The following is a 16192-nucleotide window of genomic DNA, read 5'->3' as shown; positions in this document are numbered from 1 at the left end:
CCTCTATCCTAAAGATACATAAATGGATCAGATTGACGTTTTGTGAGAATAACCTCTGTGTTAATGCTTCTAGCTCTGCATAGCTCGGCCAATTTTGTTTGCAATTCTGTCATGATCAAATGCTCTGTAGCAAAGTGTCCGGCGTCAATGAAGTTCAGTCCGGCAGCCAGCATATCCTGGGCCGTATGATATTTAATATCTCCGGTAACATATACATCTGCCCCTGCGGCCAAGGCTGCCTGCCACATTTCCGCACCAGATCCCCCACATACGGCAACTCTACAAATGTTTTTCCACATATTGCCGCCAACCCTAACTGTTGATAGACCTAGACTTGCTTTACAGCCTAGGATAAAGTCGGCAAAACTTATAGCCTCCTTTAATTCCCCTACACGCCCAAGTCCTTGTTGGTTTGTCTTGTTTTCCAATGGATAAAGATCATAGGCAACTTCCTCATAGGGGTGAGCCTCCAGCATTTCTTTGATAACCAACTTTTTAAGGGAGGTAGGTATAATAGTCTCGAGTCTTATTTCTTCTACCTTTTCCAGCTTCCCTTGCTCACCAAGATAGGGATCTGTTCCCTCCTGTGGACAAAAAGTCCCTGTCCCCTTTACTTGAAAGGTACAGTCACTATAGTTGCCAATCCACCCAGCCCCTGCACCACATATTGCCTGCGTTACCTTTTCAACCTGCTCTGAAGGAATAAAAACCACAAGCTTACTAAAACTTTCACCGACAGCAGGATATAATACACTGCTATTGCTTAACCCAATTCTCTCAGCAAGAAGGCTATTGACTCCCCAGGCTGAGCTATCTAAATTTGTATGGGCAGCATAGACACCAATATTTGCCTTTATTAGTCCTGTAATCAATGCTCCCTTTGGGTCATCCATTCGTATATTTTTAATTCCCTTCATTAACAAAGGATGATGGCAAATTATTAAGTCTATCTTTTTCTCCTGGGCTTCCTTTAGTATGATATTATCCACATCAAGGGCTAATAGTACTCTCCCCACTTCTTCCTGGGGGTTGCCAATTTGCCAACCGCTATTATCCCAATCCTCTGCCAAAGACCTGGGTGCTATTTCTTCGATTAGAGCAACTACATCTCTTCCGGTAGCCATTCTTAAACCTCCACATAGCATTCTTTATTTTAAACAATTTTAATTAAGCAGTTTCTCTTCCACTTTTCTTATTTGATTAATTTTATCCTTTATCATTTCTGCTTTTTTAATGGACTGGTGGTTAGTGCTCTTAAATAAACCGGTTAATACCTTATTGTATTTCAATAACAGCCTATCAATAAGTTCTTTAAGCAAAGGATGGTTTTTCTCAACTAGTCTTGGCCCTAATTCTAACAGTACCGGATCTAACTGACAATTATTACCTTGTTCAGCAACGATAACTAGATACAGACGCCCATCTTCCATTAATAGCTCTTCATCCAATATATACCAGCCGGTTGTCGTTAGATATCGCCTTAACTCTGCTTCATCTGCCATTGGCTGAAGGATTAGTCTCCTGGCAGCTTTGGCAACCTCTGGCGATTCTGACAGAACGTCCCTTATGGTGCCGCCTCCCATCCCGGCTATGCAAATAACCTCAACCTCACCAGGCTTAAGGATTTGTAATCCATTACCTAATCTAAGATCGATCTTTGTTGTTAAATTATTATTGGCCACATTCAATCTTGCAGCCTCCAGTGGTCCAAGGTTAATATCCCCTGCTACAGCCCTGGGGCAGGAACCACCTGCAACCAAATATATAGGCAAATAACCGTGATCAGTGCCTATATCCGCAACGATACTTCCCTTTGGGACGTATCTGGCCATAGTTTCTAAACGATTACTAATTTTTAGCATGTTGATACCTCAAATAAATGTTTCTGCAAATGGACAATAAAATCCTCTTAATTTCAGTTTTTCTTTTAAGCATGGCCATTTTATGTCCATTTATTTCATATATAAAGAAAACCAGCCCCTGTTCAAAGAACTATTGGGCTGGTTTCCTGGTTTAAAACAGTATTCCCGAAGGAGTTGGTACCCTTAGGAACATGGTAAATACAGCATAAATGGCTCCAGTTAAAATGGTTGCAAAGGCTAAAGAAATGCCTAAAGCCGGCAGCGTAAGGCCCCTTTCATTTAGGTACCAAGACATCAATGTTAAAAACAGCATACTGGAAACATAAAAGCCAATCATATTAACTGCAACAATGTAAACTATGGTAGCCAAGATCATTTGTAAAGCTCGACCATAATCGATATTTACATTGTCCGCCTTGTTACCAGTTTTATTCAATACCCCTGCAATGATTAGGTAGATACCAGAGAGGACCAGAAATCCTTCCAGTAATAGCGGGAACAGATTGTGATGAGCTTCTAGCTCCCGTCCCTGGAACCAAAAAACTGCCGCAACCACAAAACACACTATACCAGTCAAAATATCAACTTTTCTTTTAGTCAACTTTGGCACCTCCCCTGGCAGCAGCTGCTTTAGCTGCACGTTTCTTAAGGAAGAAGGGGGTCATCACCGAAGCTATTGTCAGCAATATTAAAATAAAGGAGATGGTGCTGCCAAAGAACACGGCCCATATAGATCCTTCTGCTCCGGCTAAAGCCATGGATTTACCAAGGTTTTCTTCAATGATATGGCCTAAGATTAAACCCAGGGCCATAGCACCTGTATCCAGACCTATACGTCCTCCAAAATGCCCGATGAGACCGAATACAATCATCATGGCCACATCTAGCATACTGTTACGTATAGCATAGGAGCCGATAATGGAAAGTACCACGACACCGACACCAATGTAAGAGGTTGGAATGTTTAAGATGCGGGCAGTGCCTTTAATTAAGGCCAGTCCCACAAAAAACATTAAGATATTAGCCACAATCAGGGACATAATGAAGGTATAGGCTACATCTCCGTGTTGGGTAAAGATTTTAAAGCCAGGGGCAATTCCGTGTGCCAGAAGACCTCCCATAATAATAGCGGCCACAGCACTACCGGGGATCCCTAATGTTAACAACGGAATTAAAGAACCACCGATTACAGCATTATTGGCACTTTCAGAGGCTACTACGCCCTCAATGGCACCTTTGCCATATTTAGCAGGATCTTTATCCCATCGCTTAGTTTCATTGTAAGCTATAATAGAGGCTATTTCTCCACCGGCGCCGGGGAGAATACCAACAACAGTACCAATCAGGGATGAACGCATAATGTTCATCTTACATTTTTGATATATCTTGGTTAATACCCGTCTTAATGCACCTGGGGTTGGTTTATAGTCTGCAATGAATTTATCTCTGCTGCCTACCAAGTTAATTACCTGAGAAAATGAGAATAGACCAATCATGGCTGGAATTACTTCAATTCCTTGAACCATGGAGTAACTGCCAAAGGTAAAGCGTGGTGCTCCGGTCATCGGATCCAATCCGATACAAGCAATTAACAGGCCAATAGCACCGGAAATCAATCCCTTCAGTACATTGTCCATAGACATGGCTGCAATGGTACTGAGTCCAAAAATACATAACCAGAAAAATTCAGGAGCTCCAAATTTCAACGAGAATATGGCCAGTGGAACTGCGACAAAAGCTAAGAATATGGTTCCAACAATCCCGCCAAAGGAGGAAGAGAATAGGGAAGTAATGAGGGCTTCGTCTGCCCTTCCCTGCTTACATAGGGGCCAGCCGTCAAAGGTAGTAGCTACTGAGGACGGTGTGCCTGGTGTGTTAATCAAAATTGCTGAGTTGGCACCACCGTAAATTGCACCTGTATATACTGCCCCTAACATAACCAAGCCTGTTGCAGGATCCATTGCAAATGTTAGTGGTACTAAAAGGGCTACCCCCATGGTGGCTGTTAGCCCAGGAAGGGCCCCAATCAAGATACCGCCGGTAATTCCTAATGCAGCAACTAGCAGGTTAACCGGTGTCATTGCATTTAGAAGACCTGCCAGCATATGCTCCCACATAGATCCACCTCTTTTCCGATATTTTTGCTAACTGGTGGAACAGGGTAGGAGAATTGAAGTCAATCCTCCTACCCTACTATTTTAGGCGATTACTTCATAAGGCCAAACTTAGTTAACAGATCTTGAGCGTGGCTCTGTTGTTCCATTACATACTTCTCGAACTCGTCACCACTCAGGTAGTCATGGGGTTGACCGGCCTTTTCCATATCAGCAACATAGTCTGGGTCATTAGCAATTTTCTCAAAGGTGTCACGCAGGAACTTCAGGCTATCTTCAGGTATACCCTTAGGTGCCACAAAGCCACGACGGATATCTGCTACCACATTAACACCTTGCTCTTTCATGGTAGGTACATCTGGCAGAGGAGCATATCTTTCCTCAGTAGCAATACCTAGAATAGTCATCATATCCAGGCTGCGCATTACATCATTGTAGTTACCCATCATTACATCAAGTTCACCGCCAAGGAGCGCTGCGTTCAGGTCAGCGGCACCCTTGTAAACGATTTGAGCAACTTTGATACCACCAGCTTGATCCTGGAAGTCCAGTAGGGCCATATGGTTACCGGTGTAGGTACCGGTGATACCTACTTTTAACTTGTCAGGGTTAGCCTTGGCATATTCTACTACATCTTGTACAGAGGTAAACTGACTATCCTTCTTAACAACTAGAACCTGGGGATCTGTTACTACCTGGGCAATATAGTCAAAGTCTTCAGGCTTGTACTGTGCACCTTGGCCAATTGGTTGCAAAACGATATGAGGCACGTTTACACCACCGATGGTATAACCATCCTTGTCAGCCTTAGCGATGTCATTGAAGCCGATTGCTCCACCGGCACCAGACTTATAAATAAAAGTCCAGGGCTGTGAAGGAACATATTTGTTCCAGTATTTTTGCATAAGACGGGCTTGTACGTCACTGGAACCACCTGCAGTGAAGGCAATAATCATATTAACGGGCTTTTCGGGATACTTACTTCCAGCTTCCTCAGGGGCCTTTGAACTACCACAACCTGCCAAGAAAGACATTGTAAATAAAAGGGTTACCATTAATACGAGCATCTTTGGTCTGCGCACGAGTAATCCTCCTTTTTAGTTAACTGGCTGCATTGTTAACAATACAGTTACCAATATAACAAATAATTTAATCTTATGCACCAGTTTTCTCTGTGCCAATTTTGAACATTTCTACAAGCATGTTACGCTTATGGTAATACTCATTTAAAATATTCTGATTTTTTGGCATAAATTATAGAAATCTTACAGTTCTCTAACAGTTCTACCAGGAATAAATGCAACAGGGATGACAAAGGAAGGATATTATTTGCCGGGTGTAAGGAATCAAGGGTTGATTCCTTACACCTAGGCTGAAAAGGAAGATTAAGCGCTACGATATAGTTTGGTAAGCACGAATTCTTTATGACCAAGAACTTCCGCATTGGTCATGCGGCCATTAAGGGTGCGCATCATCATGGACATAAGGGCATCAGCCGCACCATCCAGATCCATCTCACCGCGTAAAATTCCACTCAGGTCCACATCGATGTGCTCAGACATGGTAGATACGGTAATGGGGTTAGCACACACTTTAATTACAGGGATGATGGGGTTACCAACAATGTTACCCTGACCTGTGGGGAAGAAGTGGCAAATGGAACCGGCAGCAGCCATTAGGGTTACGCACTCAGCAGCAGCTGATGAGGTATCCATAAAGTGCAGGCCTTTACCCTGGGGAGCTTCTGCAGGGGCCAGTACACCTTGTACCATAGCCTTCTTGCCAATCTTTTGAATGTTACCAAGGGCCTTTTCTTCAATGGTGGTTAAACCACCGGCGATGTTGCCCTGGGTAGGCTGGGTGCCGCAGAGGTCTACACCCTGGCTCTTGATGAAAGCGTCATACTCAGTCCAAGTCTTCATGAACTTTTCTCTGATTTCAGGAGTAGCACAGCGATCGGCAACCAGGTGCTCACCACCGGTAACTTCTGAGGTTTCACCAAAGAACAGGGTCATGTTCATATCTACCAGACGGTCATAAAGACGACCGATGGAGGGGTTGGAAGCTAAACCGGAAGTGGTGTCGGACTCACCGCACTTGGTGCTGATGGTCATATCGGTAAAGCTGCATTCGGTTTTCTTTAATTCGGTTGCATACTGTACAAACTCCATCGCCTTGCGGGAAGCCATTTCAACGGTTTTGAAATCACCATTACGCTCAATGGAGAAACCAGCTACGGGCTTGCCGGTTTTAGCAATACCATCTACCACCAGGTTGGTCCAGTTAGGCTCGATACCAATAACTACTACAGCTGCCACGTTGGGGTTTGCACCGGTACCAATCATGGTACGGAAATGCAGTTCTAAGTCTTCACCAAACTGCAGGCGACCATAGGGGTGTGGAAGAGCCATGGTGCCTTGAACGTGGGAAGCTACAGCTTCACATGCCGCGTTGGAGATATCATCAACAGGAAGGATAATTACGTGGTTTCTGCAACCAACTGTGCCGTTTTCACGACGGTAACCCATAAAAGTCGGTACTGACATTTTATCTTACCACCTTTCAGTCTTTAGATTATGAGTGTGTACATGCTCGCCCACTTTAATAGCTTGGACGGTTTTGCCAATGGGAACATGGTACTTAATTACTCTTTCTCCGGCAGCCATGTCACGGAGAGCAATTTTGTGACCTAGGGGGATATCACTTACGGATTTGATTTCAACAGTTTTGTCGGAGTCCTGGATCTTACCGATTACGGCTTCGCCGGTTTTAATGTCAGCTACGGCTACACCAACCATGTCTTGTTCGTCATGGATCAAGAATTTAATCAAGGTTGCTTCCTCCTTTTGTGCTACTTTAGTAGCCTTTAATTTATATTTTTTACCAAGAACTTTAATAAAGTGCTTTGGCAAACCTTTATTAGTTTAGCCTAATGGCTTAACTCCTACGCTTTGAGCCAATTGATTTAGCTCAGCCAAAAGCTGGTCAGTAACTGGAACACCTTCTTGTTGGCGTATTTTAGCCTTATTGAATCTACGCTCACCAGGAATAAATATTTCATCGGTTCCGGCTGCCTTAGGAGACTCTTTGATCTCTGTTATCATTTGATCCATTCGACCAAGAAATTCATTCATAGGCATAAATTTTGATACATCCATAGCTATAAAGAAGTGTCCAATATCAACTGGTTTGGTACTTTCATCATAGATCCAGCCAACTTCTTTACCAACTGCAGAGCCGCTTAACACACCGGACATAGCCTCCACTGCAAGGGCCATGGCATAACCTTTGGGACCAGCCATTGGGAGTACTGCACCATCAAGGGCTGCTTTTGCATCAGTGGTGGGTCGACCATCCTTGTCAATAGCCCAACCTTCAGGAATTGGTTTTCCCTGCTTAGCTGCCAATATGATATTGCCCCTTGCTACGATGCTGGAGGACATATCCACCACCACTGGCTGTTCCTTGCCAGGAAAGCCAAATGCTATTGGGTTTGTACCAAAATATGCTTCTTTACCACCCCACGGAGGAATTCCTGAAGGGGTATTAGTAAAGGCAAGTCCTACCATTCCTGCTGCACTGGCTTGTTTACAGAAGTAAGAGGAGGCTCCGTAGTGATTACTATGTTTTACTGCAACCGAGCCAACTCCAGCCTCTTTTGCCAGTTCAATAGCTACATCCATGGCTTTGACCCCTACCAACTGTCCCAGCCCATTATCACCATCAATATTGGCTACAGCAGGAGCTGTTTTATATACTTTAATTTCTGCCTTAGGGTTTATTCTGCCGTTTTGAATCCTTGTAAGATAAATGGGAAGTCTGCTTATCCCGTGTGTATCTAAACCTTCCAGACTGGTATCCACAAGTACATCTGCTACAATATCAGCATCAGCCTTGGGAACTCCGGCTCCCTGGAGCAGGCTGGAGCAAAACTCTATTAGTTGTGAAGCGGTGAAATTCATCTACAGCCCTCCGTTCCTTTTCTACCTTACTATGCACATAGAGCCCTGCCCTTTGAGTACCTTCAGGCACTCTCTGGCCACTAACTCTGAGGTTCGAACTTGCGCTTCTTCAGTAAGCCCTGCAATATGTGGTGTTACTATTACATTTTCTAACTCCAGGAGCTTGTTACCCTGGGGAGGCTCTTTGACTAAAACATCAAGGGCAGCCCCGGCGATTTCTCCTGACTTAATTGCTTCGTAAAGATCATCTTCGTTTATCACACCACCTCTGGCTGTGTTGATAACATAGGCGGTCTTTTTCATGGTCTTTATACTATCCCGGTTAATAAGATTTCTAGTTTGGTCATTTAAGGGTACATGAAGGCTTAGATAGTCAGACTCTGCCAACACCTTCTCCAGAGAGTCCATGCATACGCCAATATCTGTACAAGCTAATTCATAGGGTGGTAAGAAAGGATCAAAGCCAATTACATTCATACCAAAGGCTTTAGCCCTTGATGCTAATCTCGCACCGATTTCGCCTACCCCTACTAGTCCTAAGGTTTTACCATAGATTTCTTCTCTGGTAAATAATTTACGGTTCCAGTTTCCCTTTTTAACATCTTGTGAAGCTTTCTCCAAGGGGCGAGAAAATGCAAACATTGCGGAAAATACATACTCAGCAACCGAAACTGCATTAGCATTTCTTGCAAACACTACTTTAATGTTTAGCTCCTTGGCAGCAGCAACATCAATGTTATCAAGCCCTACACCCAATCTTCCAACAACCTTTAAATTAGGTGCCTGCTCCATTAATTCCCTGGTTACTTTTGTTTGGTTCCTTACAATTAGCAAGTCCGCATCCTTAATTGTCTCTAGAAGATTATCACTCTTCCACAGGTTTTGGTCATATTTAACCTCGCCCTGTTCGCGTAAAATCTCTAGACCTTCTTCCCAAATAAGTTCTGTTACTACGGCTTTCATACTAGTCACCTCGTTTTTTACAATTATGACTTGGTTGTTCTAGTTTAAGTAAATTTGTTTAATTTCATCCACACCTATAGTTTATTGCATGTATGTTGTAAGGTATAAAGTAATAGGTATGTGGTATTACCTATTACATTGTACCTTTTCTCCCTATCTCCGTCAAACCCAAAATGTCACCCAGGTGACTATGTTCAATAAATAACTATTTCATTCTTGCTATTTCGACAGTTTATTCCCTTTTTGGGGACAAGTTTGTTTGCGTTGGATATATGTTCCTTTACAAAAACAAGTTGTGTCTTGGGTAAGTTATATAGTATGATACGGTTGTGGTATTACCAATGCCATTTTATAACGCGGGAGTTGATATCCTTGTTTGATAATCGTATTGGTCGCAGCGAGTCCCTGAGAAATGAGGTTGCTGGTTATATTCAAAACCTTATAGCTAAAGGAAAATTAAAGCCTGGCGACCGTCTACCCACTGAAAGATTGATGGCTGAAAAGTTTGGCGTAAGTAGGACTGTAATACGAGATGCCGTAAAAACCCTTGCTGGCATCGGCCTTCTAGAGGTCAAGCACGGTGTGGGCATTTTCGTTTCCACAGTGGATAGCAATGCAGTTGGCAGGCAGCTTTCCAGTCTTCTGTCATACAACCTTGAAACCTTAGAACACATATATGAGGTAAGGATCCTATTAGAAAAGGCTTCAGCCTTCTGGGCCGCTGAGCGCTGTACCGAAGAAGATTACCAGAGAATTAGAAGTCTTCTTGAAGAGGCTAGAAGTGTGGACCCAGTTGACTATGCGGATCGTTTCGTAGATTTAAACCGTAATTTTCACCTGTGTATTGCTGAAGCCTCCCAGAACCCGGTGGTAGCCATGATGACAGAAAATATCCTAAATCTTCTCGAGACAACCTCCGACGAAACCCATACCATTCCCGGACGCGCCCTTCGTTCCATTGACGAACACGAAAAGGTTTTAACCGCCATCGTAGAACGTAAGTCAGATGAAGCAAAAAAGACCATGGAAGAACATCTGAGCAGCGTATTGACCACCCTGAGAAATAATACAGGCATTGAACAATCCTGAGCCAGGGACGGCTCTTTTTCTTCCTCTCAAGGAAGCAAAAGAGCCGTCCCTGCTTTTTTCCGCCTTCCAAAACATCAAAAACCCCACATACTACGTGAGGTTTGATTGGTGGGCGATGACGGGATCGAACCGCCGACATCCTGCTTGTAAGGCAGGCGCTCTCCCAGCTGAGCTAATCGCCCTTATATGGTGACCCCTACGGGATTCGAACCCGTGTTACCGCCGTGAAAGGGCGGTGTCTTAGACCACTTGACCAAGGGGCCATTTTAGAAATCAGAGGTGAGAAGTTAGAGGTGAGAACTATATGTCACTAGAATCCTTTAGTTAATCGGGAAATTTCACACTTCTAACCTACCACTTCTCAAATGGTGGGCCCACCAGGATTCGAACCTGGAACCAGCCGGTTATGAGCCGGATGCTCTACCATTGAGCTATAGGCCCGATAATATTGGCTCCCCGAGTAGGATTCGAACCTACAACCTACCGGTTAACAGCCGGTTGCTCTACCATTGAGCTATCGAGGAGCATCACCATGCAAGAGTTATTATACTAAAACAGATTTGCCAGGTCAACATGCAAATGCATTAAAATTTATTAGTTTTTGCATTTTTTTATAAAGATTGGACAACTTCTATTCAACATCAAGCTTAATCAAGGTAATCCTTAAGCTTTTTACTCCGACTGGGATGACGCAGCTTACGTAGGGTCTTTGCTTCGATCTGTCTAATGCGTTCCCTGGTTACGCCAAATTTTTGACCCACTTCTTCCAGAGTGCGTGCCCTTCCATCATCCAAGCCAAATCTTAAGCGAAGCACCTTTTGTTCACGGTCTGTTAAGGTCTTCAGAACCTCATCAAGCTGCTCTCTCAATAGAGTAAAGGAAGCCTCTTCCGCAGGTGCCCTAGCATCAGCGTCCTCGATGAAATCTCCCAGGTGAGAGTCTTCCTCCTCACCAATAGGTGTTTCCAAGGATACTGGTTCCTGGGCTATTTTCATAATCTCCCGGACCTTTTCACCGGAAATTTCCATTTCCTTGGCGATTTCTTCAGGGCTTGGCTCACGACCCAGTTCCTGAAGAAGCTGGCGGGAAACTCTTATAAGTTTGTTTATGGTTTCAACCATGTGTACCGGAATACGAATTGTACGGGCCTGATCAGCAATGGCCCTGGTTATAGCCTGTCGAATCCACCAGGTTGCATAGGTGCTAAATTTAAAGCCCTTACGGAAATCAAACTTTTCTACAGCTTTAATAAGGCCTAAATTGCCCTCCTGGATTAAATCAAGAAACAGCATGCCCCGGCCAACATAGCGCTTTGCAATGCTAACCACCAAACGAAGATTGGCCTCTGCCAAGCGACGCTTAGCCTCTTCATCCCCTAATTCCATTCGTTTGGCTAGCTCTACTTCTTCCTCAGGTGAAAGCAGGGGAACACGTCCAATTTCCTTTAGGTACATTCGTACGGGATCATCTATACCGATACCTTCAGGAATAGACAAATCCAACTCAACCTCAACCTCTTCGGGGGTAGCTTCTGTAGTCTCATCTACTTCCAGTGGCTCAAGATCGGTTACCTCAGGGACAACCTCAATACCCATACCTGCTAATTTTTCATAAATGTCATCAATTTGCTCAGGCGTGAGTTCTGTTCCCTGCAAACCATCCATTATTTCGCTATATGTAAGGACGCCTCGTTTTTTGCCCTTCTCTACGAGTTCTTTCACTTGCTCAACTTTTATTTCCTCACTCACGTTGCCACTCCCCTTTCGGGCCCCTCGGATTTCGAAATTGATAAGTTTATTTCCCGACGAAGCATAAAAACTTTTTCGGCATCTCCTGCTCGTTCGGCCGTAGCCAGTTGTTCTAAAAGATTTGCCAGTCTTGCCTTGTTTCCAGTTTTTTTAATAGCTTTGACTAAGTCAGCAAAAACCTGTTCCAGGTTTTGTCCTGGAATATCTTGAACCAGAAGCTCACTATATATTCTTTGCTGTTTTTCCCCAAGCCTTGTATATATTGTTGCTGAAACTCCATCTGCTTCTAAATCCAAAATTGTGCGGTATATTAACTGGTAATCCGGGTCTTGAAAAAATTCTCTTCCAAGCTCCTGATTAATCCGGTTGAGCCAACTTTTATCCTCCAAGGCCAGTCTAATAAGGTTTGCCTCTGCAGTAGCCCTGGCATCGGCAGGCCTTTTAGAATGCTGGTTAATGGAATTACTTGCTATATTATGGCTATCTTTTGAAGAAATATCCCTAAATTGGGATTTTTTCCTGTTATTTATCCTATAGCTTTTTATTTCATCAAGAACAGTTTCCCAATTGACCTGTAAAACTGTGGCCGTATGTTGAACTGCTTCTTCTAATTCTATTGAACTGGCCACCGCAGCCAAATTGGGTAGCACCTCCTGAAGTATCCTTTGTTTAGATGCACTGTTACCAATTCCGTATTGTTTTACAGCCTGTAACAGTTTAATCTGAACTAGAGGTAATGCCTTAGCTATCATATTTGACCATCCTTCTAGTCCCTGGGCCTGAATAAAATCATCAGGATCCATACCGTCAGGAATAGTTGCTATGGTAGCCTTACACCCTAGTTCTTGAAGAATTTCAGCAGCCCTAATGGCTGCCTTAACACCCGCCGCATCTCCATCATATGCAATAACCACATTATGGGTGTAGCTCATTAAAAGTCTGCCCTGTTCCCTAGTAAAGGCTGTCCCCAAGGAGGCAACCGCATTGGTGACCCCACGCTGGTAAACAGAAACCACATCAATATAACCTTCCAAAAGCACTGCGAAACCCTGCTCTCGAATCCCCCTTCGCGAAATGTGCAAGGCGTATAAAAGCTTGCCTTTATTAAAATACTCACCCTCGGGAGAGTTAAGGTATTTAGGTGGGTCATCGCCCATTGTTCTGCCACCAAATCCGACTACTCGACCCTGGGAATCCCAAATGGGAAATATAACCCTGTCCCTAAACCGATCATAGCAGCCATTCTCTTTGCTCTGGGCTAAACCTAACTTTACCAATTCATCCCGGGAGACGCCCTTTGAGAGAAGATATTTGGTTAAGGCATCCCAACCTGCCGGAGCATATCCCAATTGAAAGGTCTCTTGGGAAGTTTTGGTCAAATTACGCTTTGCCAAATACTGCATGGCCCTTTGTCCAACTTCCTTCGATAACAGCAAGCGGTAATAATCCCTGCTGAGTCCGTAGATTTCCCAAGCCCGTTCCTTTTTACTTTTTTGTGTTGTATCTGCCGGGGAATATCGTTCCGGGATTGCAACACCCGCCTTGGCCCCCAGTGTTCTTACTGCGTCAGGGAAAGAAACACCTTCCACCATCATAAGAAATTTAAAAACGTTTCCTCCAACTCCACAGCCAAAGCAATGAAATATTTGCTTCTCTGGATTAACATTGAAGGAAGGCGTTTTCTCTTGGTGAAAGGGGCAAAGGGCTAACAGGTTTTTGCCACGCCGCTCCAGCGTCAAATACTGGGATACAACTTCCACAATGTCGGTTCTTTGTCTTATGTCCTCAACTACCTCATCCGGGATATATGACCCCATGTTAAACCACCCTTGAAAAAAAACAGTTATTATAGTAAAGTTTCTCCATAAAGGGATTTTTTCCTGCTAATGGAATCACCACGTAATTGAGGCTACAGTTTAAAGACTATTCGCTATCCCTTGAAAATATCCTGCATTACTTCGACAATTTTTCAAGGGCAACAACTTTATTATTGCCAATATTTTCAATGAATATATCAAAATTATATTAACCTAAGGGAAAACCGTGTGGTATATATAGATTTTTATATTGAGCAACTGCAAAGCGATCAGTCATTCCAGCAATATAATCTACAATAACCCTGGGGATACCTTCCTGCTCAGCCCTGCTCAATACATCTCCAGGAATTTTATTAGGATTATTTAAAAAGTAGAAATATAGATTTTCCACCAAGTGCCTAGCCTTACTCTCTTCGGTTTTAGCCTCAGAACCTATATACACATTGTTAAACATAAAACTCCTTAACCTGTCCATGGCCTGTTTAACCTGCACACTCATGCAAATTTCAGACTTACCCTGGCTGGATTTGATTAAATCTAATACCATAGTATTAATTCTCTGACTATGACGATTTCCAAGTATCTCCAAGCAACTCCTAGGCAAATCCTCCCTGTCCAAGACACCTGCACGCAATGCATCATCTATGTCATGGTTAATATAGGCAATGCGATCTGCAATCTTGACCACTTGGCCTTCTAAGGTGGCTGGTTTATTTGGACCGGTATGATTTAATACCCCGTCCCGCACCTCCCAGGTTAGGTTTAAACCACTGTGACCTTCCAGTTTGTCTATTATACGAAGACTTTGCTCATTATGCTTAAAGCCCGGTGGATAAACTTTATCTAGGACCTGTTCCCCTGCATGACCAAAGGGTGTATGCCCTAGATCATGTCCCATGGCAATTGCCTCGGTCAAATCTTCATTAAGGCGAAGGGCCTTGGCACAGGTTTTGGCAATCTGAGCCACTTCAAGGGTATGGGTTAGTCTTGTCCTATAGTGATCTCCCTCCGGGATAATAAACACCTGGGTTTTGTGCTTCAACCTACGAAAGGCCTTTGAGTGGATAATCCTATCCCTATCCCTCTGAAACAACGTGCGAATAGGACATTGTTCCTCAAATTTTTCTCTCCCCTTGCTATCAACGCTGCGGCAGGCATAAGGGGACAGCAGCTGCCTCTCAAGTTCCTCAGTTTGCAGCCTGATTTCCATGGGGAACTACCCCTTTTTCCTTTCCCTTAAAGCCATTGTCCCCTGGGCAACTTCAGCCACCCGTCGGCCTAATATCTGGCTGCGCTTTATTCCTATCTGGTCCTTATCTGAAGGCTTCTGGGCACTGGCTCCCTGGTGACCTGCATCATCTAAAAACGAACCATCACCTACAATCGTCATGCCTTGCACCAACATCATATCCTGCATTGCCCTGATGGTAGTTTCCTGCCCGCCGAAACGGGAACCACCTACCGCCACTGCAGCACCCACAACATCTACCAAAGCTTTCTCCTTACGTATTGCTCTGGTCTTATCCCAAAGAATCTTTAAGGGAGAGGCCACAGTACCAAAGTAAACAGGGCTTGCCATAATTATTCCATCAGCCTCTTTAAGTTGGTTTAATAGTTCCTCTACCTTTGTTCCTTGGTAACAAACCCCCGCACAGGGAGTGGTGCAGGCATCGCAAAACAATTCATTAAGAGTTTTCACAGCGGGAGCTACATTTATCAGTTTTGTTTCCGCACCCAGCTCACTGGCTGCCCCTAGAGCCTCTTTTAGTAAAAAAACAGTGTTGCCATCATTATTCGGACTACCATTCAAACCAATTACTAACATGGTTTCTACCTCCTTATATATTAAGAAGGGAAATGCCAGAAAGATGGCTAATATCCCTAAATACTCCGATATATAAAAATTATGCCTGCCATTCTTACTTTAGACCCCAGGCTGGCATTCTAATGCTGTACTTTCAAGTATTTTATAAATTGGTCCTGCTGAAGTGAGTTTGCTTTGGAATAATTCAATGGATGCTACCGACAACTCACCAAAATTTTTCTGTCTTAGACTGTCAATTTCTTGCTGTATATCATTTGGTACAGCACCTTCCTTGATCCTTCCCAAGGTAAGGTGGGGAGAATACCTTCTTTTTTCTCTAGCAAAACCCAAATGGCTTAACTTAGCATCTAGACTATTATGCAAGTTAAGCAGTTTTTCCCTTTGGCCTTCTATGCCTATCCATATAACATTAGGTTTTCCCGGAGAACCAAAGGTCCCTAGTCCCTTTAATTGAAGTTTAATGGAAGCCATTTTCTGAACTGATTCCTTTATTGCCAGGTGGATGTCATTTCTTCTCTCAGTCGGTACCTCTCCAAGAAATTTAAGTGTAAGATGTAAGTTCACATCTTCTACCCACTTAATGCCCTTACTTTTTTGGGCTAAGTGTCTTTGTACCTGTGAAATATTCTTTTTTAACTCCCTTGGCAGATCAATGGCTACAAATAAACGAAGGAGTTCCATTTTTCGCCCCCTCTGCTTGTTTATCATTCGACAATAGGTAAGAAAATCCTTTTTTGTAAAGGCGTGTTTTTCTAGGTTTTTAACCTTGTGCTTAAAATAACTTAGCCTTTAGGCTTATCCTGACCAGATTT

Annotated in this window: 15 protein-coding genes and 4 tRNA genes; 1 reads left to right on the top strand and 18 read right to left on the bottom strand. The window is 43.6% G+C overall.

All coding sequences use genetic code 11. The annotated features are described in order from the left end of the window. Positions 1 to 8: 8 nt before the first annotated feature. From P6N53_RS13795 to P6N53_RS13755, 9 genes are all read right to left on the bottom strand, one after another. Positions 9 to 1124 carry a Nif3-like dinuclear metal center hexameric protein gene (locus P6N53_RS13795; protein ID WP_304544146.1) on the bottom strand — a complete coding sequence of 372 codons (1116 nt, stop codon included), beginning with the start codon at positions 1122 to 1124 and terminating at the stop codon, positions 9 to 11. A gap of 39 nt (positions 1125 to 1163) precedes the next feature. Beyond that, positions 1164 to 1862 carry a tRNA (adenine(22)-N(1))-methyltransferase gene (locus P6N53_RS13790; protein ID WP_304544144.1) on the bottom strand — a complete coding sequence of 233 codons (699 nt, stop codon included), beginning with the start codon at positions 1860 to 1862 and terminating at the stop codon, positions 1164 to 1166. A gap of 151 nt (positions 1863 to 2013) precedes the next feature. Further along, positions 2014 to 2463, bottom strand: a complete 450-nt coding sequence (locus tag P6N53_RS13785) for a tripartite tricarboxylate transporter TctB family protein (RefSeq protein ID WP_304544143.1) — start codon at positions 2461 to 2463, stop codon at positions 2014 to 2016. Next, positions 2456 to 3979 (bottom strand): tripartite tricarboxylate transporter permease, encoded by a 1524-nt coding sequence (locus tag P6N53_RS13780; RefSeq protein ID WP_304544141.1) that lies wholly within the window; start codon positions 3977 to 3979, stop codon positions 2456 to 2458. The genes P6N53_RS13785 and P6N53_RS13780 overlap by 8 nt, the downstream gene beginning before the upstream one ends. 89 nt (positions 3980 to 4068) lie before the next feature. After that, the gene (locus tag P6N53_RS13775; protein WP_304544139.1) at positions 4069 to 5058 is read right to left on the bottom strand and encodes a tripartite tricarboxylate transporter substrate binding protein; all 990 of its coding nucleotides are present in this window, start codon (positions 5056 to 5058) and stop codon (positions 4069 to 4071) included. A gap of 303 nt (positions 5059 to 5361) precedes the next feature. Then, positions 5362 to 6522 (bottom strand): UxaA family hydrolase, encoded by a 1161-nt coding sequence (locus P6N53_RS13770; RefSeq protein WP_304544137.1) that lies wholly within the window; start codon positions 6520 to 6522, stop codon positions 5362 to 5364. 6 nt (positions 6523 to 6528) lie between these two features. Further along, positions 6529 to 6807 (bottom strand): UxaA family hydrolase, encoded by a 279-nt coding sequence (locus P6N53_RS13765; protein WP_304544136.1) that lies wholly within the window; start codon positions 6805 to 6807, stop codon positions 6529 to 6531. A 93-nt stretch (positions 6808 to 6900) separates the two neighbouring features. Then, positions 6901 to 7938: an Ldh family oxidoreductase gene (locus P6N53_RS13760; RefSeq protein WP_304544135.1), complete on the bottom strand. Its 1038-nt coding sequence runs from the start codon at positions 7936 to 7938 to the stop codon at positions 6901 to 6903. A gap of 21 nt (positions 7939 to 7959) precedes the next feature. Further along, on the bottom strand, positions 7960 to 8901 hold the full coding sequence (locus P6N53_RS13755) for a hydroxyacid dehydrogenase (RefSeq protein ID WP_304544133.1): 942 nt from the start codon (positions 8899 to 8901) through the stop codon (positions 7960 to 7962). 372 nt (positions 8902 to 9273) lie between these two features. Between P6N53_RS13755 and P6N53_RS13750 the strand changes: the two genes are divergently transcribed. Further along, on the top strand, positions 9274 to 9990 hold the full coding sequence (locus tag P6N53_RS13750; RefSeq protein WP_304544131.1) for a FadR/GntR family transcriptional regulator: 717 nt from the start codon (positions 9274 to 9276) through the stop codon (positions 9988 to 9990). A 106-nt stretch (positions 9991 to 10096) separates the two neighbouring features. Here P6N53_RS13750 and P6N53_RS13745 read toward each other — a convergent pair. The 9 genes from P6N53_RS13745 to thpR form a co-directional block, all read right to left on the bottom strand. After that, positions 10097 to 10172: transfer RNA gene (locus P6N53_RS13745), tRNA-Val, on the bottom strand. 5 nt (positions 10173 to 10177) lie between these two features. Beyond that, positions 10178 to 10253, bottom strand: a tRNA-Glu gene (locus P6N53_RS13740). 103 nt (positions 10254 to 10356) lie between these two features. Beyond that, positions 10357 to 10431 (bottom strand) — tRNA-Ile (locus P6N53_RS13735). Between the two features lie 8 nt (positions 10432 to 10439). Next, positions 10440 to 10514, bottom strand: a tRNA-Asn gene (locus tag P6N53_RS13730). Between the two features lie 123 nt (positions 10515 to 10637). Then, the gene (rpoD, locus tag P6N53_RS13725; RefSeq protein WP_304544129.1) at positions 10638 to 11738 is read right to left on the bottom strand and encodes an RNA polymerase sigma factor RpoD; all 1101 of its coding nucleotides are present in this window, start codon (positions 11736 to 11738) and stop codon (positions 10638 to 10640) included. Continuing rightward, positions 11735 to 13555, bottom strand: a complete 1821-nt coding sequence (gene dnaG, locus P6N53_RS13720) for a DNA primase (RefSeq protein WP_304544127.1) — start codon at positions 13553 to 13555, stop codon at positions 11735 to 11737. Before dnaG ends, rpoD begins: the two co-directional genes overlap by 4 nt. Positions 13556 to 13763: 208 nt before the next feature. Continuing rightward, positions 13764 to 14765, bottom strand: a complete 1002-nt coding sequence (locus tag P6N53_RS13715; protein WP_304544125.1) for a deoxyguanosinetriphosphate triphosphohydrolase — start codon at positions 14763 to 14765, stop codon at positions 13764 to 13766. A gap of 6 nt (positions 14766 to 14771) precedes the next feature. Continuing rightward, complete coding sequence (locus tag P6N53_RS13710; RefSeq protein WP_304544123.1) at positions 14772 to 15380, bottom strand: flavodoxin family protein; 609 nt, start codon at positions 15378 to 15380, stop codon at positions 14772 to 14774. 99 nt (positions 15381 to 15479) lie between these two features. Next, a complete protein-coding gene (thpR, locus tag P6N53_RS13705; protein ID WP_304544121.1) occupies positions 15480 to 16061 on the bottom strand; it encodes an RNA 2',3'-cyclic phosphodiesterase in 582 nt (193 codons plus the stop codon). Between the last annotated feature and the right edge of the window lie 131 nt (positions 16062 to 16192).

Origin of the sequence: Desulforamulus aquiferis (assembly GCF_030577015.1) — a bacterium.
GTDB classification, from domain to species: domain Bacteria; phylum Bacillota; class Desulfotomaculia; order Desulfotomaculales; family Desulfotomaculaceae; genus Desulfotomaculum; species Desulfotomaculum aquiferis.
Note: the sequence above shows the minus strand (reverse complement) of the source record. Positions and strands in the feature narration are given on the sequence as shown.